At 46.3% G+C, this 25,620-nt stretch carries 14 protein-coding genes; 8 read left to right on the forward strand and 6 right to left on the reverse strand.

Annotated features, from left to right (window positions below; translation table 11 throughout):
• Positions 1 to 35 precede the first annotated feature (35 nt).
• Genes DN068_RS17695 through DN068_RS17705 form a run of 3 tightly spaced genes read left to right on the forward strand, consistent with a single transcriptional unit; the run spans position 36 to position 4,405 of the window.
• A complete protein-coding gene (locus DN068_RS17695; protein ID WP_111000256.1) occupies positions 36 to 632 on the forward strand; it encodes a hypothetical protein in 597 nt (198 codons plus the stop codon).
• Positions 629 to 2,881, forward strand: a complete 2,253-nt coding sequence (gene fabD, locus DN068_RS17700; RefSeq protein WP_111000257.1) for an ACP S-malonyltransferase — start codon at positions 629 to 631, stop codon at positions 2,879 to 2,881. Before DN068_RS17695 ends, fabD begins: the two co-directional genes overlap by 4 nt.
• Before the next feature lie 3 nt (positions 2,882 to 2,884).
• A complete protein-coding gene (locus DN068_RS17705) occupies positions 2,885 to 4,405 on the forward strand; it encodes an acyl-CoA dehydrogenase family protein (protein WP_111000258.1) in 1,521 nt (506 codons plus the stop codon).
• A 75-nt stretch (positions 4,406 to 4,480) separates the two neighbouring features.
• On the opposite strand, the gene DN068_RS17710 is transcribed toward DN068_RS17705, so the two are convergent.
• Both DN068_RS17710 and DN068_RS17715 read right to left on the reverse strand, forming a co-directional pair.
• Positions 4,481 to 4,864, reverse strand: a complete 384-nt coding sequence (locus tag DN068_RS17710) for a YidH family protein (protein WP_111000259.1) — start codon at positions 4,862 to 4,864, stop codon at positions 4,481 to 4,483.
• Between the two features lie 54 nt (positions 4,865 to 4,918).
• The gene (locus tag DN068_RS17715; protein ID WP_111000260.1) at positions 4,919 to 5,569 is read right to left on the reverse strand and encodes a 4'-phosphopantetheinyl transferase family protein; all 651 of its coding nucleotides are present in this window, start codon (positions 5,567 to 5,569) and stop codon (positions 4,919 to 4,921) included.
• A gap of 149 nt (positions 5,570 to 5,718) precedes the next feature.
• Here DN068_RS17715 and DN068_RS17720 point away from each other — a divergent pair, with 149 nt between their 5' ends.
• Both DN068_RS17720 and ppsA read left to right on the forward strand, forming a co-directional pair.
• The gene (locus tag DN068_RS17720; RefSeq protein WP_111000261.1) at positions 5,719 to 6,204 is read left to right on the forward strand and encodes a MarR family winged helix-turn-helix transcriptional regulator; all 486 of its coding nucleotides are present in this window, start codon (positions 5,719 to 5,721) and stop codon (positions 6,202 to 6,204) included.
• On the forward strand, positions 6,194 to 8,812 hold the full coding sequence (gene ppsA / locus DN068_RS17725) for a phosphoenolpyruvate synthase (protein WP_111000262.1): 2,619 nt from the start codon (positions 6,194 to 6,196) through the stop codon (positions 8,810 to 8,812). Before DN068_RS17720 ends, ppsA begins: the two co-directional genes overlap by 11 nt.
• Positions 8,813 to 8,910: 98 nt before the next feature.
• On the opposite strand, the gene DN068_RS17730 is transcribed toward ppsA, so the two are convergent.
• Both DN068_RS17730 and DN068_RS17735 read right to left on the reverse strand, forming a co-directional pair.
• Positions 8,911 to 12,378 carry an NHL domain-containing protein gene (locus DN068_RS17730; RefSeq protein WP_111000263.1) on the reverse strand — a complete coding sequence of 1,156 codons (3,468 nt, stop codon included), beginning with the start codon at positions 12,376 to 12,378 and terminating at the stop codon, positions 8,911 to 8,913.
• 267 nt (positions 12,379 to 12,645) lie between these two features.
• Positions 12,646 to 17,199: a T9SS type A sorting domain-containing protein gene (locus tag DN068_RS17735; RefSeq protein WP_111000264.1), complete on the reverse strand. Its 4,554-nt coding sequence runs from the start codon at positions 17,197 to 17,199 to the stop codon at positions 12,646 to 12,648.
• A gap of 509 nt (positions 17,200 to 17,708) precedes the next feature.
• Between DN068_RS17735 and DN068_RS17740 the strand changes: the two genes are divergently transcribed.
• Genes DN068_RS17740 through DN068_RS17750 form a run of 3 tightly spaced genes read left to right on the forward strand, consistent with a single transcriptional unit; the run spans position 17,709 to position 23,422 of the window.
• Entirely contained in the window at positions 17,709 to 18,818 is a 1,110-nt protein-coding gene (locus DN068_RS17740) for an efflux RND transporter periplasmic adaptor subunit (RefSeq protein WP_111000265.1), read from the forward strand.
• A 53-nt stretch (positions 18,819 to 18,871) separates the two neighbouring features.
• The gene (locus tag DN068_RS17745) at positions 18,872 to 22,030 is read left to right on the forward strand and encodes an efflux RND transporter permease subunit (RefSeq protein ID WP_111000266.1); all 3,159 of its coding nucleotides are present in this window, start codon (positions 18,872 to 18,874) and stop codon (positions 22,028 to 22,030) included.
• Between the two features lie 3 nt (positions 22,031 to 22,033).
• Complete coding sequence (locus DN068_RS17750) at positions 22,034 to 23,422, forward strand: efflux transporter outer membrane subunit (RefSeq protein ID WP_111000267.1); 1,389 nt, start codon at positions 22,034 to 22,036, stop codon at positions 23,420 to 23,422.
• Positions 23,423 to 23,585: 163 nt separating this feature from the next.
• Here DN068_RS17750 and DN068_RS17755 read toward each other — a convergent pair whose 3' ends face one another.
• A complete protein-coding gene (locus DN068_RS17755) occupies positions 23,586 to 24,593 on the reverse strand; it encodes a bestrophin family protein (protein WP_111000268.1) in 1,008 nt (335 codons plus the stop codon).
• Positions 24,594 to 24,706: 113 nt separating this feature from the next.
• Complete coding sequence (locus DN068_RS17760; protein WP_111000269.1) at positions 24,707 to 25,486, reverse strand: alpha/beta hydrolase; 780 nt, start codon at positions 25,484 to 25,486, stop codon at positions 24,707 to 24,709.
• Between the last annotated feature and the right edge of the window lie 134 nt (positions 25,487 to 25,620).

Genomic DNA, 25,620 nt, shown 5'->3' on the forward strand with positions numbered 1-25,620 from the left:
CACACAAATAATTTCTTAAAATCAATCTTTTATCAATGAAAACACCCATCGCAAATTTACCTGCAACGTATCATGAGTTGCAGTGTTTCAGAGCCAACGATATATACCTTCCGGAAATGAACTGGGAGGAACTGGTTACAGATTTTTTTCCGGGTACGGTTCCGCAATTGGCACAAGGGCTTTCCAATACCACTTCCGCATTTTATGGTTTAATGCTTAAAGAAATCGGTGGCCGTTATGGTAATGAGATTATGGAAAGCATTTCCAAATCGACTGTATATGCTTTGGGAAGAAGAACAACCCGCAGACTTTTACTCCGTAAGCCAGAGCTGGAGCGTAATGCACATGGCCTCGCAAAAGTGGCTATGTCTGCAATCTTCAATGCTAGCCCGGAGTATAGTTTTGAAATTGCGCGGTATGACGAAGACCATGTAGCTATGCTCATGCGCGGTGTTGATCGTTACAATAAAATTGCCAGAGAACTCGGTATTCATGAATGGTTGTCTTCACCAATCGATGCTTTTGCGCAAGGGATCAACGATGAATTAGGCCTTTCATATAAGGTGACAATGGACGTATACGATCTTGATGAAGAAAGTAATTGCTTTTACAAACTCAGTTTTGGTCTATGAAAATATTTTTATTTCCCGGACAGGGGTCACAGATAAGAGGAATGGGCGGGGAGCTCTTTCCGAAATACCCGGAATTAGTAGCAGCAGCAAACGAGATCTTAGGCTATGACGTGGTAAGCTTATGTCTGCGTGATCCGGACAGGTGTCTGAATAAAACGCAATTTACACAGCCAGCTTTGTATGTGGTAAGCGCATTGTCGTATCTCGATAGAACGGCAACAGAATCGAAGCCTGATTATTTGCTAGGACACAGTTTTGGAGAGTATGTAGCATTGTTCGCAGCCGGTGCATTCTCCTTTGAAACTGGATTGAAGCTGGTCAGAAAGAGAGCGGAGCTAATGAGCAACAACAGCGGTGGTGGTAGTATGGCCGCGCTGTTGGGTATGAATATTGATCAGGTTAGTGCATTGCTGAAGGAGCATCGTTACGACAGTATTGATATTGCCAATCACAATTCCTACGAGCAGATTGTAATTACAGGTCCAACTGAAGACATCATTTCGGCCCAGCAGGTGTTTGAGGATAACGACATCAAGCTATACTTTCCGTTGAATGTTAGTGGCGCTTTTCATTCGAGGTATATGAAAGATGCTGCTGCAGAATTCGGAAGGTTTGCTGCGGGCTTTAAATTCAATCCACTGCAGATTCCGGTTATCGCTAACGTTACCGCCCGGCCTTACAAAAATCGGGAGATTCCCGAATTGCTCCAGCAACAGGTTATGGGGCAGGTAAGGTGGTATGAAAGTGTCAGTTATCTACTGAAAAAAGGCGTGACTGAATTTTATGAAATCGGTCCGGGTGACGTGCTGAAAAAAATGCAGGCCTATATTGAGAAACATCCGATGTTTATTGCCGAGGACGCAAAAGAAATACAACCTGCAGCGTCAAATACTTCCGTAAAGGATATAGCGGTCACCCCGGAATCACTTGGTTCGTCCGCTTTCAAAAAAGATTATGGTGTCCGGTATGCTTATGTAACCGGCGCAATGGTACATGGCATTGCCTCGCGGGAGTTGGTCGTAAAAATGGGTAAAGCTCGTCTGCTGGGTTATTTCGGAACCGGAGGTTTAAGGTTGCACGATATAGAAGCTGCGATTCTCGATATTAAAGAAAAGCTCGATCAAGGAGAACCATTTGGCATGAATTTGCTAAATGGTCCACGGCAGGTAGAAACCGTAGCGTTGTTTATGAAGCATGATATCCGGAATATTGAGGCCTCCGCTTATATGAATGTGACACCCGAATTAGTACTGCTGCGGATAAAAGGTATTCAAAAAAATGCCGACGGAAGTATTGTAACGCGAACACGTATCATGGCGAAACTATCTCGTCCTGAAGTCGCAACAGCGTTTTTAAGTCCTGCGCAGTCAGCGGTATTGAATCAGCTGTTGATGGCCGGGAAATTAACGGCGGAAGAAGTGGCATTGGCCGCATTTGTTCCTATGGCCGATGATATCTGCGTTGAATCAGATTCTGGTGGCCACACCGATGGTGGCGTGGCATTTACTTTGCTACCAAGTATCATGCGGCTTCGCGATGAACTGAAACAGCGTTATGGATACAAGAAAGACGTGAGAATCGGTGCAGCTGGTGGTATCGGCACGCCTGAGGCCGCTGCTGCAGCCTTTATTATGGGTGCCGATTTTATACTGACGGGTTCCATTAATCAATGTACTGCAGAATCCGGCATGAGTTCAATCGCAAAAGATATGCTACAGGAAATAGAAGTGCAGGACACGCAATACGCGCCAGCCGGGGACATGTTTGAGATCGGTGCGAGAGTACAGGTGGTGCGCAAAGGGACGTTCTTTCCGGGACGGGCGAATAAATTATACGAACTGTACCGTAATCATAATTCGCTGGAAGAAATTGATGCAGACACAAGGGCTCAAATACAGCAACGTTATTTTAAACGCTCTTTTGACGAGGTGTACGAGGATGTAAAAGCATATTATTCATCTGACGAAATTGCAGTAGCGGAAAAGAATCCAAAGCAAAAGATGGCCTATATATTCCGATGGTACTTCGGTTATTCAAATGCGCTTGCATTGAAAGGAAATGAAACAGGCAAACCCGATTTTCAGATTCATTGCGGACCTGCATTGGGTGCCTTTAATCGTTGGGTGAAAAATACGCCGCTCGAAAACTGGCAGAACAGGCACGTGGATGAGATCGCGGAAATCATGATGACAGAAACAGCGAAGTTGTTGACAGACAGATTTCGCTATTGGCAAACCAAAATACAATAACGGATGGCTATGTATCAAAATGAAATGCTGACTGCATCAAATACCGATCTGGATACATTGCTTGCAGATGTTACCGCCACGTTGCGGCATTGGATGAATGATCAGGCTGCAAGAACTAAAACACCGGCTGAACAACGCATGCCTGCAGGTTTGCTGGATCGTATCATGAAAATACAGCCGCTTTCGGTCGCCATACCTGAAGCGTATGGCGGCCGGGGTGGTCTGATTAAAGAATCAATGAGGTTGCTGGCTGCTACTTCGTACGAGTCTTTGGAGATGTCCATGATTTTTGGCATCAATATGTTTCTTTTTATGCAGCCGGTGGTAAAATATGCGGACGCAACTGTGAAAGCCGATATCTTCCGTCATTTTTTAAGGAGGAATCAAATGGGTGGTTTTATGCTCACAGAGCCTGATTTCGGAAGTGATGTGCTGAACCTTGCCACTTCATACACAGACGACGGGAACCGTTATCGGATTTCCGGCAGGAAACATTGGCAGGGACTTACGGGACATGCAACTTATTGGCTCGTCGCTGCGCGGAAAAAACATGCGTCCGGTGAACTGGTCCGCGATATTGATTTTTTTATAGCAGATGGAAATCAAAAGGAACAGCAGATTGAAGTGCTGAAATATTATGACAGCCTTGGCTTGTACATGTTGCCTTATGGTTTGAATAAGATTGAAGTATCGATTCCTAAAGAACAAAAATTACGGGGGACCTCAACAGGTATCACCATGATGTTGGATATTCTGCATAACAGTCGTCTGCAGTTTCCAGGGATGGCTATGGGCTTTATTGAACGGGTGCTGGATGAAGCGATTGCCTATTGTAGTAAACGTCAGATGGGTGGTGCGAGTTTGTTGGCGTACGATCAGGTACAATATCAGATTAGTCGCATTCAGGCTGCTTATACCATTTGCGCTGCCATGTGCGCCAAGACCTGTACGTTCGACAGTGCTGTCGGCGATGCCTCTGGATTGGGATTAGATGCCAACAGTATGAAAACAGTAGTGACGGATTTAATGCATGAATCTGCACAAACACTACTGCAATTGTCTGGCGCGAAAGGGTACAGGCTGAGCGAATATGCAGGCCGTGCGGTCATTGATAGTCGGCCGTTTCAGATCTTTGAAGGGCCAAACGATATGCTTTACAATCAAATTGCGGAAACAGTTTTACGAGGTATGAAAATAACGCGACAGAATAATCTGTTTAACTATTTGTCACAAACCTTGCAGTTTGCCGAGGCAGTAGATTTATTCCGGAATGAATTAAATCTGACAATAGACTTTACCATCGCACAACGTAAGAAGATAACGCTGGGCAGGATAATTGCCCGTGTGGTAACTGCGGTATATGTTTTGGAGCTCATGAATAAAGGTTACAATAGACGATTGATTGATGGTGCTATTGCTTTATTGCGCCAGGACGTGATTCAATTGCTTGGTAGTTTTCAATCGATGCACCAGACAAAAGTTGTAACCGAATATCGGGAGCAGGGTAGTTGGTTTGAATTCTAAGTTACGGATGAAATGAAAAAGCCGTCCAGTCGACGGCTTTTTTTATAAAAAGGTCCGGCGTTAAACGTCGCCGGGCTATGTTTTCAGCAGGTATACAATGAGCGCAAGGCTTATCAGGAAGATAAGTGCCGTAACAATTTTTATGAATAAGGTAGAGTGGTAGTAATTGTTTTGATCCAGCTGCTTTTTGGTAGTCATATATCTGATGTAGGAAAACAGGATCGTGAGTCCGCCCAATGCCACCAATAGTATTCCGATGGTATGTGAGTACCCCGTTTGTGGAACCGTTGCTCTAAGTCCCATGACCGTGGCGATCTGCCGGATAAATAAAGTGAACTTTACAACGATAAAGCCAAATCCCATAATGCCGATACTGGTGCGGATCCATGCCAGAAAAGTTCGTTCATTAGCCAGATGATCGCTGGCATTCGATTTGGGCTTTGCAATTTCTGTTTCCATAAAATACAGGTCGTTTATTAATGAAGGGTTACTCAAACATCGCGCCAGCAATCTTTAGACAAACTCATTTTCGGGCAATAAAACCCATTCTGTCGGGACATCCGCAGCTGTTTTTTTGTTTGTTGCCAGATGCGCGATATAGTCGGGTGCAATATTCAGCTCTTGAATAAACCATGTATTTTCTTCAATAGTAATCTCTTCTGCCACAGATATCGTTTTCAGTGGAATGCTTAATCCTTTCCCATCTGCTTTGATTACCGCTTCTTTGATCGTCCAGTGCCGGAAGAACTCGCGATAAACATCAGATGATTTTCTGATTGTGGCTAATTCATGATGGTCGAAGTAGTCTGTAAAATCATCGATGGCTATCGGTCTTACGAATTCAATATCGATGCCTGTTTTCTGCGAACTGATAACACAAAGAATATATTCGCCGGAATGAGAAATGTTGAAATCAAAAGGAATCGGCAACCAAGGTCTGTTGTAGGCTGAGTATTGTATCTGATGCAGCAGTTCTATGTTTAGTCCAAGATCCAGCAAACCTTTTGCCAGAAGAGCTTTGCCCCATAAATAGGCCTGCGCATCCTGCCAATGTTTATATCGGGAAGCCTTAGCAATCATATACTCAGGCAATCCGCGAGAGAGTCGTTCCAGTTGTGCCGGATGGAGTTGCATATGGTTGCGGGCGGCGAGGATTTTGAGCATGGGGTAAAGATAGTAAGAATGATCTAAGTCTCTGTTGAAGAGTATAGGCTACGCTATGCCAGGAACACAGGGATGATCGCAATGATGGTATATACGTCAATAGTTGAAAAAGTTTTATCTTAGCTGCTAAGACATTTATTTGCTAAGAGATGAATCAAGAGTTAATTACACAAGTGAGAAGGCTGAGTCAGCAATATGCTTATGCTTCTATTCAGATGCATGAAGCTGTGGCAAAGAGAGTTGGATTGCCGGGAACGGATCATAAATACCTGGGCTTTTTATTGCAAAATGGTCAGATGACTGCGGGTGAGCTCGCTACAATCAGCGGACTGACGACGGGTGCTGTTACCGGTCTGATAGACAGACTGGAACAGCGGAAGCTAGTAAAACGGCAGCCTGCTGCCGACGACCGGAGAAAGATTATGATTGTGCCGGACACGAAAAAAATCATGGCCATTCTGGAACCGTTGTACAAAGATTTCAGGAAAGAGTCGGAGGAATTATTGGCATCATTTTCTGAAAAGGAAATCAATGTCATTGAAACTTATTTCCAGAAAGCAGTGGCTATCATGAATAAGTCTGCTGAGCAGATTAAGAAAAAGCCGTCATCCAAAAAGAAAAGCAATGAAAAATAAGCAGCCCTATGTACTCAGTTTTAATGTGGTTGATCAACAGGCTTTGCCTTTAGTGGGCGGTAAGGGGGCTAATCTTGCAGCTTTGGCGCGCATGGAAGGTATTCGTGTGCCGGAAGGTTTTTGTGTGACGACTGCAGCTTATCAGGAAATAGTAGCGGGGCATCGGGCGTTGCCTTCCTTGCTGGAGCAGTTGGCGGAATTAAAAGCGGATGATACAAAAAATATCAACAAAATCAGTGCTGAGATTCGCTATGCGATTGAGCATATTTTGATTCCTGACGCAATAGCAACAACTATTGTTTCAGCGTTGAAAGAACATGGTGTGCAAAAAGCTTATGCTGTTCGGTCGAGCGCCACGGCAGAAGACTTGTCTACGGCCTCATTCGCGGGTCAGCAAGATAGTTATCTAAACATCATTGGCGCAGATGCAATTCTAAAACATATCAGCAAATGCTGGGCTTCATTATTTACGGAAAGAGCGGTAATCTATCGCATTCAAAATGGGTTTGATCATCGAAACGTATATCTCTCGGTGGTGGTGCAGCAAATGATTTTTTCGAGAGTATCTGGCATTTTATTTACTGCCGATCCGGTTACTGCTAATAGAAAGATCTCGTCTATTGATGCGGGGTTCGGGTTGGGTGAGGCATTGGTCGGTGGGTTGGTGAACGCTGATATTTATAAAGTGCGGGAAGGAATAATCACAGACAAAAGGATCTCGGAAAAGAAGATTGCAGTTTTTGGTTTGAAGGAAGGGGGGACCGGCGAAACCGTGATCGCTGATGAAATGCAGCGACAACAGGCATTAACTAATGAACAGATTTTAGAACTGGATAAAATTGGTAGAAAGATAGAAGTATATTTTGGTGCTCCGCAGGATATGGAATGGTGCCTGGCGGACGGTAATTTTTATATCGTGCAGAGTCGTCCTATTACTACTTTATTCCCGGTTCCGGATGTAGCAGATATGGAAAAGCATGTGTACGTTTCCGTGGGGCATCAGCAAATGATGACCGATGCCATGAAGCCTTTAGGTCTGTCGTTTTACGATTTAAATGCGGGCCGGGCAATGTTTACCGCGGGCGGACGTTTGTTTGTAGACGTTGCGAAAGAATTGTCCTCGGCTGCGGGCAGGAACATGATGGTGAATGTGCTTGGCAAATCCGATCCGTTAATAAAAGGCGCTTTCGAAACGATCATTGAACGTGATTTTATTCCATTGTTGCCTGATGAAAAAGAATCTGCAACACCGGGAGGAAACGCGACACCATCTTTGAAAGATTTCCAGGCGTTAAGCGATTATGATGCTTCTGTGGTAACCGAATTGATTGAGCGGGCGGAAGCTTCGCTGGCAAAATTGAAGGTGAACATTAAGACCGTGTCGGGAGGTGAGTTATTTGATTTTATTAAACAGGACATTCAGCAGTCGCGTGCTCAATTGCATGATCCCCGCAGCTTTGGTGTGATCATGACAGGCATGAATGCATCGCATTGGCTGAATGAAAAAATAGAAGAGTGGCTTGGAGAAAAGAATGTCGCTGACACGATTTCGCAATCGGTAGATCATAACCTTACTTCTGAAATGGGGCTTGCATTGATGGACGTTGCTGATGTTATTCGTCCTTATCCTGAAATAATCAACTATTTGCAACAGTCCAAAGATGATGGGTTTCTATTGCAACTAAAGCAGTTTAACGGAGGGGAAAATGTGTATGAAGCCTTTCAGGCATTCCTCGACAAGTATGGCATGCGTTGTGCCGGTGAGATCGATATAACGCGACCCCGGTGGTCGGAACAGCCGATCGCATTGGTTCCTGCAATACGCAATAATGTGAGGATGTTTGAAGCTGGTGCAGGAGTACGGAGATTTGAACAGGGGCGAACGGACGCAAAAAAAAGGGAGCAGGAAATACTCGCACGGTTAAGGCAATTACCCGACGGTGAGCAGAAAGCAACGGAAACAAAACGCATGATCGATCTGGTTCGCAATTTGAGCGGCTATCGTGAATATCCGAAATATGCGATTGTCAGTCGTTATGCTGTTTATAAACAGGCTTTACTGAACGAAGCCCTTAAGTTGACTCAGGCTGGAATTATCCGCGAACCGGAGGATATATTTTATCTCCGTTTCGATGAAGTGGCGGAAACTGTTCGCGCACAGCAACTGGATTACCAGATCATAGATCTGCGCAAGGATGAATACGAAGCCTTTACAAAGTTGAAGCCACCACGTGTCATGACGTCTGAAGGAGAAGTGATCAGCAGTGCCTATAAACGGGAAAATCTGCCGGAAAAGGCGTTAGTGGGTCTGGCTGTTTCTGCCGGATTGGTAGAAGGCCGGGCGCGGGTGATTTTGAAAATGGAAGATGCAGTGCTGGAAGAAGGGGATATTCTGGTTACATCATTCACAGACCCAAGCTGGACGCCGGTTTTTGTTTCTATTAAAGGTCTCGTGACAGAAGTAGGTGGATTGATGACACACGGTGCGGTTATTGCCCGGGAATATGGACTGCCGGCAGTGGTCGGTGTAGAAAATGCAACAAAGCTGATTAGGGACGGCCAACGGATTCGGGTACATGGAACAGATGGTTGGATTGAGCTACTCTAGAAACAATAGGTTTTTATAAAAGTATTGTCATAAAAAAACACCGGAAGTACCGGTGTTTTTTTCGCTATAATTCAGTCTGTCCGACTAGTTCTTTGCGGTTAATTTCCAGAAATTGTAAAGCGGATCATGCTGCTGTTGTCGTCATTCAATTTCAGGAAGTAATTACCTGAAGGGAGATTTTTAGACAGTTCAACCTGATGATTTAATGTGCCATTTGCAACAGAAACGGATTCCTGGTGAATAAGCTGTCCGATTGCGTTGTACACGGTCAGATTGATGGCGTGTGTCGCTTTGTTGGTCAGACTTCCTTTCAGGGTAAAGCCGCCGTTGTTTGGATTTGGGTACAAGCTAAGGGCATAGCGGTTATTACCAATAGTGCCTATTCCTGTAGTTACCGTTACAATAGTTGCGCTGCTGCTTGCAGTGTCGCCACATGCATCGGTGTTTTTTATCCAAACACTGATTTGATCATTGTTTAAGACGTCCGTTCCTGCAATTGCTGTATAAGTTGCCTGTGTTGCACCTGCAATATTTAGGCCATTTTTCAGCCATTGATATTGAGGGTTGGTACCGCCATTGGTCGGTGTTGCAGTGAATGTGATTTGCTGTCCGTCAGGGATGCTGGTGCCCGGATTTGCAGTAAAAGTTACTGTTGGTGCCACAACCGGATTTACTACCATAGTAATTGTATCGCTGGTTGCGCTGGCCGGACTTGCACAAGTTGCATTGCTGGTGAGTACGCAGCTTATAGTAAGACCGTTTGTCGGTGTATACTGATAAGAAGTGTCGGTAGCGCCGGAAACTGGTGTTCCATTCATCATCCATTGGTAGTTTGGCGTACTGCCGCCGTTGGTTGGTGTTACTGTATAAGTTACCTGTGTACCGAAACAAATATTATTCTGTGAAGCCACAATGCTCGCCGCCGGTGTCAGGATCGGATTTACGGTCATGATCTTAGTATTGCTCGTAGCATGCGGCGTGCTGACACAGCCGTAGTTGCTGGTGAGTATACATCTTACGGTGTCATTGTTTGCCGGTGTATAATTGTAGGTCGCATTGGTTGCGCCAGACATGGTGGTGCCGTTTACCGTCCATTGATAAGTTGGTGCTGTTCCTCCGAAAGTTGGCGTAGTGGTAAAAGCAACCTGTGTGCCGGCACACATCGTATCTCGTGATGAAACAATATTTAGCAATGGAGTGACAGAGGTGTTGACAACCATGGAAACGCTGTCGCTCGTGATTGTTGCAGGAGCTGCGTTTACAGCACTGCTGGTGAGTACGCAACGCACCACATCTCCATTTACCGGAGTGTAACTGTAAGTTGCGCTGGTTGCACCTGTGATATTAGCGCCGTTCACAGTCCATTGATAACCCGGTGTGGTACCGCCGAAGCTGGTGTTAGCAGTATATGTTACGGTATTGCCCGAGCAAAGGTTGTTTTGAGATGCGGCGATGCTAATGGCCGGGGACAACGGAACCAGAAATGTGCGGACTCTGTTGTTGTTCTGGTCGGCAACGTAGAAATTGCCCGCTGCATCCACCGCTACGCCATAAGGTGCATTTAAGGAAGCTGCTTTAGGAAGACCGCCATCGCCGCTAAATCCTGCTGTGCCATTTCCTGCAATCGTGTATATTTTTCCAGTGATTGCATCGATTTTACGAACGCGGTTATTGTCGACATCCGCAATGTAAAGATTGTTGTTGATGTCTACAGCAAGACCTCTTGGGTGTTTTATTTGTGCTGCCGTCGCGAGCGAGCTATCACCGCTGAAGCCACCGGTGCCTGTACCTGCAATTGTAGTAATGATGCCGCTTGCACGGGAGACTTTACGGATTTTGTGATTGCCGTAATCCGCGATGTAGATATTCCCTGCGGTGTCTACTGCTACACCTGAAGGCGTGTTCAGTTTTGCGCTGGTAGCTGGCCCGCCGTCTCCTGTCAGTCCGCCGATACCGCCGGTTCCTGCTACGGTGCCGATGATGCCGGTGCTGAGGTCAACCTGGCGGATCACCTGGTTGCTGCCATCTGCGATATAGAGAAAATTGCCGAGTATGGCCACGCTGTTCGGATTGTACAAATTGGCCGCTGTTGCCTGTCCGCCATCGCCGGTAAAACCAGTGCCTCCGGTTCCTGCGATGGTAGAGATATTGCCGGTTACAGCGTCTACTTTGCGTATTTTATGATTGTTCCAATCAGCTATGTAAGTGTTGCCGTTTGCATCGACGGCTGTTCCGCCCATAAGGTTGAGTTGTGCAGCTACAGCCAGCCCGCCGTCGCCACTGGCACCTTGTACGCCAGTACCCGCAAAGCCGTCGATGATGTTTGTGCTGTGCGTTGCTTTTCTCACTTTTTTATTTCCCTGGTCGCTGATGTAGACATTTCCGGCTCCGTCAGTAGACACACCTACCGGACCGCTCAATTGAGAATTTACCGGGAGCCCGCCGTCGCCGCCATAGGAATAATTGCCATTTCCTGCAAGTGTGGTAATAATGCCGGAACTGCCATCAATGACACGCACTCTGTTGCCGCCATATTCTGCTATATACATACTGCCTGAAGCTGTGCGCGTCAGACCGCGCGGAGAATTTACCTGCGCAAGCGAAGCGAGACCGCCGTCGCCGGTACTCAGTGCGGTGCCGGTACCGGATATGGTAGTAATAATGCCTGTTGTACCGTCTATTTTCCGGATTTTATGATTGTTGTTATCAGCGATATATACGTTGTTATTGGCATCCACCACTACGCCCATAGGGTTGACCTGCGCCAATGTTGCAGCTGCGCCGTCACCCGCTGAACCATTAGTGCCAATACCCGCTATTGTACTTATATTGCCCGTAACTACATCTACTCTGCGGATTTTATAATTGCCGTTGTCAGCGATGTATACGTTGCCTGCAATATCTACTGAGATAGATCTTGGTGTATTTAATTTTGCAAGTGTTGCAGCAGCACCGTCGCCGGTATTACCGCTGGTGCCGACGCCTGCAATAGTTGTAATAATGCCGGTGCTGACCGTAATTTTACGTATTCTGTAGCCGCTTGCTTCTGCAATGTAAATATTGCCTGCTGTATCCAGCGCCACACCGGCAGGGCTTTTTAGCTGTGCCGTATTTGCGGGAATGTTGTCGTTGTTGTAGCCACTTGTTCCGGTACCTGCAACAGAAGTAATAATACCAGTCACGGCGTCAATTCTACGGACGCGGTAATTGTAATAATCGGCGACATATATATTGCCTGCAGGATCGATGGTGATACCATTGGGGCCGTTTAACTGCGCGTTTTGGGCGAGTCCGCCATCACCGTTATAGCCAGGAGTGCCGGTTCCCGCGATGACAGTTGCAATACCAGCCGGTGTTATTTTTCGGATTATACTATTACCGCCGTCAGTAACGTAGGCGTTACCTGCTGCATCAACAGCGACCGCATTTGGGCTGGTCACAGAGATGTTGGCTGCATTACCGGCACCGAGACCACCGGCAAAAGTAGAAATGTTTTGTGCGGACACCAGCAGAGGGGTAAATAGGGTGCTGAGCGCAATGAAAGGAAGTAGATAACGTTTCTTCATCTAAACAATTTTTTAGGTTCTGATAGAATTTTTCAAGCTACGCATACTGTCATTGGTTTTATTCTGAATTTATGGAATGTGTATTCAAAGAATCTTGAGATTCGTTGGGCTGAAAGCTTAAAGCCGACGCTGAATGCTTTCTTGTGTTTTCCTTTGCGTTCTTGCTCATTATGCGCTTTCGCGGGAGGCCTTTTACATTATAATATGGTCAAAAAAAGGTTGTCCCAAATTTTGAGACAACCTGCATTCGAAGAATTAAATCTGTTTCTAATTTCCGACAACCGTGAATCTAATCACCGCGCTGTTTCCATCATTCAACTTCAGGAAGTAATTGCCTGGAGGTAATTGTTTTGACAAAGCAGTGCTGTGTTCCAGTATCCCATTCGTTACAGAAAATGTTTCCCGGTGCATGATCTGCCCGATTGTGTTATAAACTTCCAGTTTCACTTCGTGCATTGACTTGTCTGGAAGTAAACCTTTAATCGTGAAATTACCACTGTTTGGGTTCGGATAAAGACTCAGCGGGTATCGACTGTTGCCAATCTCATTAATTCCGGTCACTACAGTGATAATCATTTCGCCGCTAACGGCAGTGTCACCGCAGATATCGGTGTTTTCGACCCAGATGCTGATTTTATCATTGTTCAGAACATCTGTACCAATGAGTGCAAAGTAAGTAGCGGCCGTTGCACCCGTGATGTTCGTACCATTTTTTCGCCATTGGTAATGCGGATTAGCGCCGCCATTGGTGAGCGTTGTGCTGAAAGTGATTTGGTCTGTACTTACGCTTGACGAGATCGTTACCGACGGTGATACTTTTGGATTTACAATCATAGCCGTGTCATTGCTGGTAACTGTGGTTGTGGTAGTGCAGTTTGCGTTACTTGTGAGTATGCAGGCTACTGTGTCATTATCGGCAGGCATGTAACTATACGTTGCAATGTTTGTGCTGGAAACGATGGTGCCGTTTATTAACCATTGATAAATTGGAATGGTGCCGGCGTTGGCAGCCGTTGCTGTAAAGGTTACCGAAGTGCCCGCACAAATGTTATTCAGCGAAGGCATAATGCTTACGTCTGGCGTGACCATCGGATTTACCGTCATAATAGCATCGTTGCTTGTTACTATCGCAGGATTCGGACAACTGATATTATCGCTGTAAAGGATGCATCTTACCGTGTCATTGTTAGCTGGTACGTAGTTGTAGGTTGCATTGGTCGCGCCGGAAACTGCATTGCCGTTTACCGTCCATTGATAAGCTGGAATAGCGCCGCCGTTTGTTTGTACTGCGGTATAGGTTACCTGAGCGCCTGTACAGATATTGTTCTGTGAAGGTGTAACATTCACCACCGGTGTGATCAGAGGATTAACCGTCATAATGTACTGATTGCTGCTCACCGGCGTTGGGCTATAGCAGGTCTCCATACAGGTCATCACGCATTTTACCGAGTCATGATTGAGTGGTGTGTAACTGTATACTGTATCAGTAGCACCCGGAACAGCGTTGCCATTTACGTACCATTGATAGGTAGGATTGCTGCCCTGGTCCGACGGTACCGCATGATATGTTGCCGTAGTGCCCGCACAAATCGCCGTCGCCGGAATGGCAATGCCTATATGAGGTATGGTTATCGGATTGACTGTCATGAGTACTTCATTGCTCATTACTGGTACCGTATCTGCACAATTTGCATTGCTGATCAGTGTACATTTTACGGTGTCATGATTGACTGGTGTGTAACTGTATGTTGTATCTGTTGCACCCGAAATGAGCGTGCCGTTTACGAACCATTGATAAACCGGAGTAGTACCTCCGTTGGTCGCGGTTGGTGTAAATGTTATTTGGGTGCCCGTGCAGCTGTTATTGGTAGAGGCCGTGATGTTTACAGTAGCGAAGACCGTCTGATTTACCGTCATTGCGGATTTGCTGCTTTTTGCGGTATCGGTACTCAAACAACTGGCATTGCTGATGACAATGCATTGAATGGTATCATTGTTGGCAGGTGTGTAGGCGTAAGTAGAATCCGTTGCGCCGGCAACGATGGTTCCGTTTACCGACCATTTGTAAGATGGAGTGGTACCTCCGTTTGTTGCGGTAGCAGTATAGGTTACCGGAGCGCCGATACAGACACTGTTTTGCGAAGGTGCGATAATTACGGTCGGTGTTACAATCGGATTTACAGCCATTGTGACGTCGTTGCTGACAGCAGTTGATACCGTAACACAGGTGGCATTAGAAGTGAGAAAACATTTTACTGTGTCATTATTCGCAGGCTGATAATTGTAGGTTGCATCTGTAGCGCCCGGAATAACGTTTCCGTTGATTTTCCATTGGTAGGCAGGCGTGGTCCCTCCGGCAGTGGGCACTGCAGTGAGCGTTACAGCGCTGCCCGAACAAATATTATTTTGCGAAGCAGTGATATTGATAGCAGGGGTCGCAGAAGAAACAGTCGTCATACCGATAGTATTGCTGATAACGGTAGCTGGTGTGGCATTGGATGCACTGCTGATCAGTTTGCAACGTACGGAGTCTCCATTGGCCGGCACGTAGCTGTAGGTGGCGCTGGTTGCTCCCGGTACGTTCGTACCGTTTACAATCCATTGGTAGGATGGGTTAGTACCGCCAACAACTGGGGTGGCAGTATAGTTGACAGTCGTTCCGGCACACAAATTATTTATAGATGCGCTTATGCGTACCGATGGTGCCAAAGGAACGGTGAATGTACGCACCCTGCGTACCCCGAAATCGCCTACGTACAAATGCCCTGCAGCATCGACTGCAATGCAGTTTGGTGACCAATAAGAGGCCGAGATTGCTGGTCCGCCATCAACTGGATACGCGTTGTTGCCGGTGCCTGAAATGGTGCTGATGTTTCCTGTAACTGCGTCAATTCTGCGGATTCTGTAGTTGTCTTCATCCACGATATACATGTTCCCATTTATGTCAAATGCTATGTCTGTCGGATAATGGAATTTTGCTGCGGTAGACGGACCACCGTCGCCCTGGAACCCCTGGGAACCACCGGCAAATGTGGTGATAATGCCTGTCGTAATTGTTATTTTCCGGATTCTGTTATCATACATGTCTACTATGTAGATATTGCCGGCAGTGTCTGTTGCCAGATTTTTCGGAGTATAAAGTGTGGCTGCCGTTGCCAGGCCACCATCACCAGTTGTCCCCGACGAGCCGCTGATTCCTGCTATTGTATTGATGATTCCCGTATTAAGCATTATCTGGCGTATCGTACTGCCGTCTGTTAAATATAGAATGCTTTTATCCGGACTCATGGCAAGTCCGGAAAGACCACTCAGTTTGGCGTTGACCGCTGGTCCGCCATCCCCGCTATAGCCGGATACGCCAGTTCCGGCAAATGTGGTAACTGTTCCTGCCGTATCTATTTTGCGGATTTTATAGTCGCTCGCATCGGCAATGTAGACGTTGCCGTATGTATCGGTAGCTGTACCAACTATGTTGCTGAATTGCGCAGCTGTTGCCGGTCCGCCGTCTCCTGAACTTCCCTGTATGCCGTTGCCTGCAATAGTAGAGATGATGTTTGTTGCTGCATCAACTTTTCTTAGTCTGTAAGCATCGCTGATATATACATTTCCCGCGGCATCTACATTTACTGCCGATGGGCTGTATGTATTCAGTACAGAATTGTTTGCCGGATCTCCGTCGCCGCCGTACGTGGTGCTGCCGTTGCCCATTACATTAGTGATGATGCCAGTAGTTGCATTTACCATACGGACTCTGTTGCTTCCGTTGTCCGATATATAAAGATTTCCGGCAGCATCTGCTGTTATACCTCGTGGGTCGTTTAGCTGTGCACTTAGCGCGGGACCTCCGTCGCCTGAACCGGGCGCTGTCATGAGTCCGTTGCCGGCAACTGTAGTAATGATGCCTGTGCCCGCATCGATTTTTCGGATTTTTCGGGTGGCATAGTCGCAGACGTAAATATTATTGTTCGCATCCCGCGCTAACCCCGATGGACTGGTCAATTGCGCAGCCGTGGCCAAACCGCTGTCGCCGGCAGATCCGGAGGTTCCGTTGCCTGCAAAGGTGTTAATAATGCCCGAGGCAAGATTAATGACGCGAATTCTGTGATTGTTCCATTCTCCGAAGTAAAGATTTCCTGCTGTATCTAAAAGCAGCATTTCAGGATTCTTGATCATTGCCGTATCTGCCTGGCCGCCATCGCCGCTAAAGCCGCCAGTGCCATATTCGTTACCGACCATGACTGTTAGTATATGGTTGCTTGCAGTGACTTTACATATTCTGTTGCCGCCATATTCCGAGATATACAAATTGCCTAAAGCATCTACCGCAACGCCCCTCGGACTTGTAAGGTCAACATTAGTCGCAGTGCCTCCTCCCTGAGAGTTCCCATTGCCCGGCCCCCATCCGGCATACCTTGTAATGATTCCGGTTACGGCATCTACTCTTCGTATCAGGTCGTTACCATTATCGGCTATAAATACGTTTCCTGATGCGTCTACCGCGAGGCCCCAGGGGTGATTTAACTGGGCAGCGGTGGCTGGTCCGTTGTCGCCGGCCGCTCCCGGTATTCCGGTACCTGCAATTACGGTAGCAACGCCGGTTGCCGTTAGTTTGCGCACAACATTATCGGTGTAGTCGCTTACATAAATATTGCCTGCTGCATCTCTGGCAATGCCGATGGGCCCTCCCATGCCGATATTAGTGCCCGTGCCTGTAGCGGCTGCAATACCGCCTGCAAATGTGGTGATGGTTTGACCTTGTACCGTCCCCGGGGTACATAGAGTCCCGAATGCCGCAAGCGACATCAGTAGTAGTTTTTTCATTTTGATAAAGGATCTAATTTTTTAAAAGGGCGCCTCTCTCCAAACACCCAGTGCTCTAAATCCATGTCAAGTATACTAATTCTCTTGAGATCTGAACGTATCGACGGAAAAATTCAAACCAATTTGATAGATACACGATCGTGCGGTAGCGTGTGTTATTTAAACAATCGGGTTGCGCAGCGAATGAGTCTTCTCCGGGAGGTTTGCAGGATTAACGCCGCTGATTTCACGAAGCCGTTTTCTTATGTAGCCACTGTTTGATTTTTGATTAACGGTTAAATGCTGGTTCGATAAACGGTTAAACATCCAGTAATAAATTATGAAGGATATTTTAATATCATAAAAATATTTATAACTTCATATTGCACTGCAATCATAATTAAAGTGTTACTGAGTTATGGCATCAATGAATGAGTAACCCCGCCAGGTCGATACTTAGTTTCGTGTTTTTTTAAGATGCACTGTTATTATTCCGGTTGATCTTTTTTGCTCATTTAAGAACTGATTTCATGAAGTATTATCTGATACCGATTCTTAGTTCATCAATTGTTCTCTTCACGGCCTGCAGCGAAAAGAAAGGTCCGGCTCAGATAGTTCCCGAGGTGAACGTTGTCGTAGCCGCTCAGCGAACTGTTCCCGTTTACGCAGAATACGTCGGACAAACATATGGTCAGTCCGACATCGAAATACGTTCCAGAGTAGATGGCTGGGTGGAGAGTCTCCATTTCAAGGAAGGGTCTCCTGTAACCAAAGGGCAGTTATTATATGTGATCCAGGACGATGAGCTGAGGGACAAAGAGCAGGCTGCGCAGGCACAATTGGCGCAGGCAAATGTTTTGATGGTAAAGGCAAAGTCCGATCTGGACCGCGTAAAACCGCTGACTGCCATGAATGCGTTAAGCCAGCGCGATCTGGATGCGGCACAAGCCACTTATGATGCGCAGGTAGAGGCAGTAAGAGCTGCGAAAGCTGCACTGAGCAATTCGCGTACACAGTTAAGCTATACAAGAATCATGGCGCCGATCAGTGGTAACATCGGTGCTTCTACCGTACAGCCCGGCGACTATGTGAAAAGCATCGGACTGCAAGTGCTCAATACAATTTCTTCCGTTGGTGAAATGCGCGTGCGTTTTGCAATTACGGAGAATGACTATTTAAAATTCAGCAAAACGAAAACCAAGGAGGAATTGCAAAATCTTGAAGTTGAATTTGTACTCAACGATGGCTCGGTATTTCCGGAAACGGGAAGACTTGATTTCGCTAATCGTGAAATTGATCCGGCCACGGGTTCCTTACTGGTACAGGCTTTGGTCGATAATAAATCACATCTGCTTCGTCCCGGTCAATATGTGAAAGTCCGCTTTAAATCTTCTGAAATGCAGGATGCGGTGCTGGTGCCGCAACAAGCCATCAACCAGATGCAAAACGTGTACATGGCTTATGTAGTGAACGACAGCAACAAAGTAAATCCGCGACCCGTTACAACAGGCCCGAGAGTGGGCAGTGACTGGGTCATTACTGGAGGCCTGAAAGCGGGTGAAAGAGTGGCGCTGGTTGGTAATGCCGTAGTGAAACCCGGTATGGTGATTAAGCCTGTGACAGCGCAGCCTTCAAAATAGTGGCGTTTCGGCGAAATGATGATAAGGTACATTAACCTCATTCAAACACATCTATGAGCGAATTTTTTATAAGGCGGCCCATTTTTGCGATGGTATTATCTATTCTGATGATAATACTGGGCTGGATTGCTCTCAAGGGTATTCCAATCTCGCAATATCCGGAGATCACGCCACCGATGATTCAGATCAATGCCTCTTATACCGGCGCCAACGCCGTAAATATGGAGCAGACTGTTGCTACGCCTATCGAACAACAGGTGAATGGCGTGGAGAAAATGATTTATATGCGGTCGGTAAATGCAAACGATGGCACCACACGTCTGGAAGTTTCGTTTGACGTCGGCACCAATCTCGACAACGCCAACATGCTCACGCAAAACCGCGTGGCGCAGGCGTCTCCGTTTCTGCCTCCGGAAGTAACCTCTTTGGGTGTGACAACGAAAAAATCGCTGACATTCCCATTGATGCTCGTGTCTATTTCTTCACCAAACAATACCTACGATTCCAAATTCATCAACAACTATGCGTTCATCAATATTGTAGACGAATTGAAACGGCTCAATGGTGTCGGTGATGTGTTCGTTTTTGGTGGGTCGGAATACGCGATGCGCGTTTGGGTGAAACCAGATCTGCTTTCGAAATTTGATCTCACCGTGCAAGATGTCATCAACGCATTGAAAGCGCAAAACGTGATCAAGCCAGGTGGTAGTTTTGGTGGCGAACCTGCGATAAAAGGAACGCAAAATACGTATACAGCCATTCTGCAATCGCGTCTCGTAACGGAACAGCAATTCGGTAATATTATTTTGAAATCCAGTGCTGGCGGTGCTTTGGTGCACATAAGTGATGTGGCCCGCATTGAGCTGGGAACAGAAAACTATACGATGAGCAGCCGCATTAATGGTTCTGCAGCGTCTACGATTGCTGTTTACCAGATTCCTGGTTCTAATGCCCTCGGTGTTGCAGAATCTGTTCGTAAAAAAATGGCGGAACTACAACAACGTTTTCCTCCGGATATTAAAATGGATTTCGCGCTTGATACTACCTCTGCGGTAACAGCCGGTATCGATGAGATCATGCACACCTTGTTTGAAGCGGTGGTACTTGTAATTCTCGTGGTATTTATTTTCCTGCAGGACTGGCGCGCCACTTTAATTCCATTGCTCACGGTGCCGGTGTCATTGATCGGTACCTTCATGGTCTTTCCGTTGTTAGGATTTTCGGTGAATGTGCTTTCTTTACTTGGTCTCGTACTGGCCATCGGACTTGTGGTGGATGACGCTATTGTAGTGGTGGAAGCGGTGATGCACCATATCGAACATGGTCTTTCGCCGAAAGATGCTACATCCAAAGCAATGAAGGAAGTGGGCGGACCCGTTGTCGCGATTGCCGTGATTCTTTCCGCGGTATTTGTTCCCGTCGCGTTTACCGGAGGCATTACCGGTCGTTTGTATCAGCAGTTTGCCATTACAATTGCCATCTCCGTTTGTTTCTCGGCGTTCAATGCCTTGACGCTGAGTCCGGCACTGGCTGCACTGCTGCTCAAGCCTAAGAAAGAATCAAAAGGCTTGCTTGCAAGATTCTTCGCATGGTTCAACCGCGGGTTTGACAAATTCACCAACAAATATGTAAAGGTTGCGGGTTTCTTCACACGCAAGCTGCTGATCTCAGTGATCATTCTGGGTGGCATATTAGTTGTAACAGGTTTGCTCGGTAAAAAAATCCCTAGTGGTTTCGTTCCGGAAGAAGATCAGGGCTATTTTATCATGAGTACACTATTGCCGGATGCGGCTTCGCTGGAGCGTACCGACGAGGTAACCAGGAAAATTGAAGGGATTCTGAAAAATATTCCTGAAATAGAACTGTACACTACGGTAAATGGTAATAACCTTTTGAATAATACGGTGGCGCCAAATGCGGCAACATTCTTTGTAACGTTAAAACCATGGGAACATCGCCATAAAACAGCTTTGGATATTGTGGCAGAAATCAACGCGATTACAATGAAAACGATTTCACAGGCAACCGTTATCGCTGTAGGACCACCGCCGATATTAGGTTTGGGTAACGGCGCAGGTTTTACTATGATGTTACAGGATCGTGCAGGTAATACGCCTGAGTATCTTGCGATACAGGCGCAAAAATTTATAGCTGCTGCGAGCAAACGTCCTGAAATAGGAAAGATTTACACATTGTATCGTGCCAACGTACCACAGAAAACAATCAACATCGACAAAGATAAAGTAGACAAACTCGGACTGAATCTCGATCAGGTAAACAGTACCGTATCCACGTTTTTGGGTGGTTCGTTTGTCAACAACTTTAATCAGTTTGGCCGCCAGTATAAGACTTATGTGATGGCTGATGCTGATTATCGTATGCGACCGGAAGATCTGCAGCAATTTTATGCCCGCAATATTTCGGGACAGATGGTATCAGTAGGAACAGTCGCGCAGGTCGGGGATACAACCGGGCCGCAGTACACGAACCACTTTAATATCTATCGTGCAGCGGAAATAAACGGTGTGCCCGCAACCGGTTATAGCTCTTCTCAGGCATTACAGGCATTGAAAGAAGTGGCTGCGGAAACCTTGCCGGCTGATATGAGTTACCAATGGAGTAATATGTCTTACCAGGAAGAAGCGGCGGCAGGAACGGGTGGAAAGGCATTCATGATGGCGCTCTTGTTCGTATTCCTCATTCTTGCTGCACAATATGAAAGCTGGAAATTACCATTCAGTGTATTGCTTGGTGTACCCTGGGCGGTGATGGGTGCGTTTATCGGACTAGTAATCGGTGGCATCTTCTCGCTCAGTTATGTAAACAATGTATTTGCGCAGATCGGTCTGGTAATGCTGATTGGCCTGAATGCAAAAAATGCGATCCTCATCGTTGAGTTTGCAAAAATGAAAATGGAAGCAGGCGAAGATACGGTTCCCGCAGCACTGGACGGTGCGAAGTTGCGTTTCCGTCCCATCCTGATGACCTCTTTTGCATTTATCCTTGGCGTGGTTCCGCTACTCACCGCAAGCGGCGCAGGTGCGGAGGGACGAAAGGTAATGGGCATGGCGGTATTCTCCGGTATGCTTACGGCAACGATCGTCGGCGTAATTCTGATTCCTGCATTCTTCGTTTTAATTGAAGGAAAAAAGAAAAAGGGAGTCGTTAAAGACAATACAGAATCCGATTCTTCATCCACACAACATCATTGACAGATGAAGGCAAAATATTCATATCAACTCTTGTTTATCGGCGCGCTTGCTGCCGGTTCTGGCTGTATGGTCGGAAAGAAATATTCTAAACCGGAAGCGCCTGTTGCCATAACGTACCGCGAACCGGCAAGTACGGATACAGCTGCACTGATAAAGTGGTTTGAACTGTATCAGGATACGGTTTTGCAGAACATCATACACGCTACTATCGATAGCAACCGCGATTTGCTGACGGCAGCGGCAAGGATTGAGGAAGCGCGTATGCAATCGGCAATCATCAAAGCCAATCTGTATCCGCAACTCAATTATACGGCCAGTGCAGGCGGCGGACATGCAGGAACGGACGCCCAGAAAGTGGCTGCAGGTATTCAGGGCAGTTCGTTTAACGTATTTGCGGTGCTGGATTGGGAACTGGATATATGGGGCAGATTGCGGCACAATAGCAGAGCGGCGGTAGCGCAGTTTCTTTCTGAAGTGCATAACCGGAATGCTTTGCAGGTAAGTCTTATTGCGGAAGTAGCGTCTCAGTATTTTTTATTGCGTGATCTGGACAATCGTCTGGAAATTGCGCATCAGACACTCGTTGGGCGGAAGGAAAATACAAGAATCATTTCCGATCGCTTCAGCAAAGGTTATGTTGCGGAAATTGATAAACTACAGGCCTTACAGCAGGAATATGTGGTAGCGGCTACGATTCCGGCGTTACAACGTCAGATTGTTACCATTGAAAATACAATCCGCTTGTTGATGGGAATGGGCCCTGGAACGGTGCCACGCGGTTACAGCAATTTCAATCAGGTGGTATCTCCCGATATTCCCGTGGGACTTCCTTCTACTTTGCTGGAAAGAAGGCCGGATATCATGGCGGCGGAAAAATCCGTACAGGCGGCGTTTGAAAGAGTGGGAGCGGCGCAGGCTAATCGTTTGCCGTCACTGAGTATGACGGGCATTCTTGGTTTTGCTAGTCCGCAGTTAAGTACATTTATCAGCAGCAGCGGGTTTGTGGCAAATGGTTTTGGTGATATAGCAGGTCCGTTATTTAATTTCGGACAAAGAAAAAATGCCGTGCTTGCACAGCGTCAACAATTGAATCAAGTTTACTATCAGTACCAGAAAACGGTGTTGGGTGCGTTTGGTGATGTTGACAACGCCCTGACTTTTTACCGGACGTTTAACGAAGAATTTGATCTGCGGAAGGCACAGGTTGAGGCTGCGCAAAAAGCGCTGATCCTTTCGAATGCTCGATATAATAACGGCTATACTTCATATGTGGAGGTAATCCTGATGCAGGACAATCTCTTCGATGCACAGTTTGCCGAATCGCAGGCGCTCAGCGGCAAACTTACGGCTGTGGTACAATTGTATAAAGCTTTAGGTGGCGGCTGGCAATAGGTTTTTAGATAGGAGGTATGGGTTATAAGTTGTACGTTATAAGTTATAGGTAGTAAATTTACTCAACTTATAATGTACGGCTTATAACTTAAAACCTGCAACTTATAACCTACAACTTATAGCTTAAAACGTACAACTTATAACGTATTCCTGACTTTTAATACTACATCACAATATTATTCTTCACAGGGATAACTGACGGCAAATCTGTTTCCCCCAACATTTCCCTGATATCAATTTCTACATTGCGGCTCATTTGTGAAATCGGTACATCGTTGGCATTTCCTTCAAAGGGATTTTCCGTGCTTTCACCTACCTGATCCAGCGATGTATATACCCAGGAAATCAATGTGCTGAACGGAATCACGAGCCAGACCATGTATCCTTTCAGGAAACCGGTAACAACATCATTAAGTTCGTTGAATTCTTTTAGCATCGCAAATGGCAACAAGATGCAGAAAAGGTTTACGAAAAATGTATTAATCGTTGCATATTGTCGTGGATAAGGGAAGTTTTTGATCCGCTCGCTTTTGCCCTGTAGACTTGTTAGTTCCCGCAGCACGCTATGAATTTCCAGAAAGCGGAAATGCTCCAGCAATCCATCTTTCGTCATTTCCGCGAGCGACTGGCTTTGAATGCTCAGCAATTGTGTTGCCGGATTTTTCCTCGAAAGAATTTCTTTGATTTCATCCGGCGTCATATATTTTGCCAGTTCTGTTTCAATCGGTATTTCTTCCTCAGGAACTGTGTAATATTTTCTGTATTCTTTGTTGTAAGCTTTGCCTACCGCTTCCCATTCTCTGTCGGCCCTGAGTTGATAACGCACTGCAGTGAGCCACGCGAAATGACGGTAGATGATTTCCCTTGTGCGTGCCGGATCGGAAATGAAGTCTCTGCACATCATTGCAAAACCTCTGCTGGTGCTCATTGCAGCACCCCATATCTGTCGGGCCTCCCAGGTGCGATTGTAGGTCTGCTGATTTTTAAAACCCACTACAAAAGCGGTTGCTGTACCAAGTAGTCCCACAACGGTCCATGGAACAGACAGCCATTTTATGTCGAACACCTGGTATAATACCGTTGGGATGGTTGCGATTAGCAACAGCCGGAAGATCGTCCTCCGGGTCCAGACGAGAAATTCAGCGAGGTTGTATGATTTTCCGATGTACATTTTTGCGAAGTTGTAAGTTTTACGTTGTAAGTTTTTAGATGGGAAGTAAAAATGGCGTCATCGGAAATCCATGTAACAGATGACGCCATTAGCTATTGACGATTTGAAAAAGGTCATAGTTGTTGCGCAGCGCCAATGATAAAATCTGCTACTTTCTTAGGTTGCGAAACCATTGGGATATGGCTCGATTTTAGTTCCAGTGTTTTGGCATTGATCATTTTTGCTTCTGCTTTTGCGAGATCAACGGGCACCATCTGATCGTCGAGACCGATGATAAACCAAGATGATTTATCTTTCCATGAGGCTTTGGTAACCTTGGTAGTAGTGGCTTTTGCAGCCCATGGTGTTTGTGTGGCGTAAATTGTTTTGCGGGTTTCTTCTGGCAAATCTTGTGCGAAATACTGATCGATGCCTTTAAATGATAATGATAAGAAACCTGAAGCATCGGGTTTAAATTCGCTGCTGCCTGGAGCCGGAGGAAAAGCCTGTGTCACATCAATCACAGATTGCCCGTCATTCGGAACGAGTGCGCACACATAAAGTAATCCTGCAACTTTTGGGTCATTGCCTGCTTCTGTGATCACCATGCCGCCATAGGAGTGGCCTACCAGTAATACTGGGCCGTCCATCAATGCAATGGCACGTTTGGTGGCTGCTACATCATCTTCAAGAGACGTCAGCGGGTTTTGCACGGCGATGACATTATATCCTTTCGACTGAAGCATTGGTATGATGTTTGCCCAGCTGGATCCATCAGCGAATGCGCCGTGTACCAGTACAATGTTTTTAACGCCTTTCATGGCTGGAGTTTTTGCGTTTGCATCTTGAGAAAGAGGCAGGATGGCCGTTGCAGCAAGCATGGCAATAGAAGCGAAATGGTTGATAAGAGACATAAAATTGTTTTTTGGTTTGGTTTGATAATGCCCTTTTCTTTTTTAGAAAGGGTGGAATGTGTTTGTAAATAATCGCTGATGGCCGATTGTTTGATGGAACTGATTTTTAATGCCGGAATCAAGACAGCAGACAT

The organism is Taibaiella soli, from assembly GCF_003236175.1.
Lineage (GTDB): Bacteria > Bacteroidota > Bacteroidia > Chitinophagales > Chitinophagaceae > QKTW01.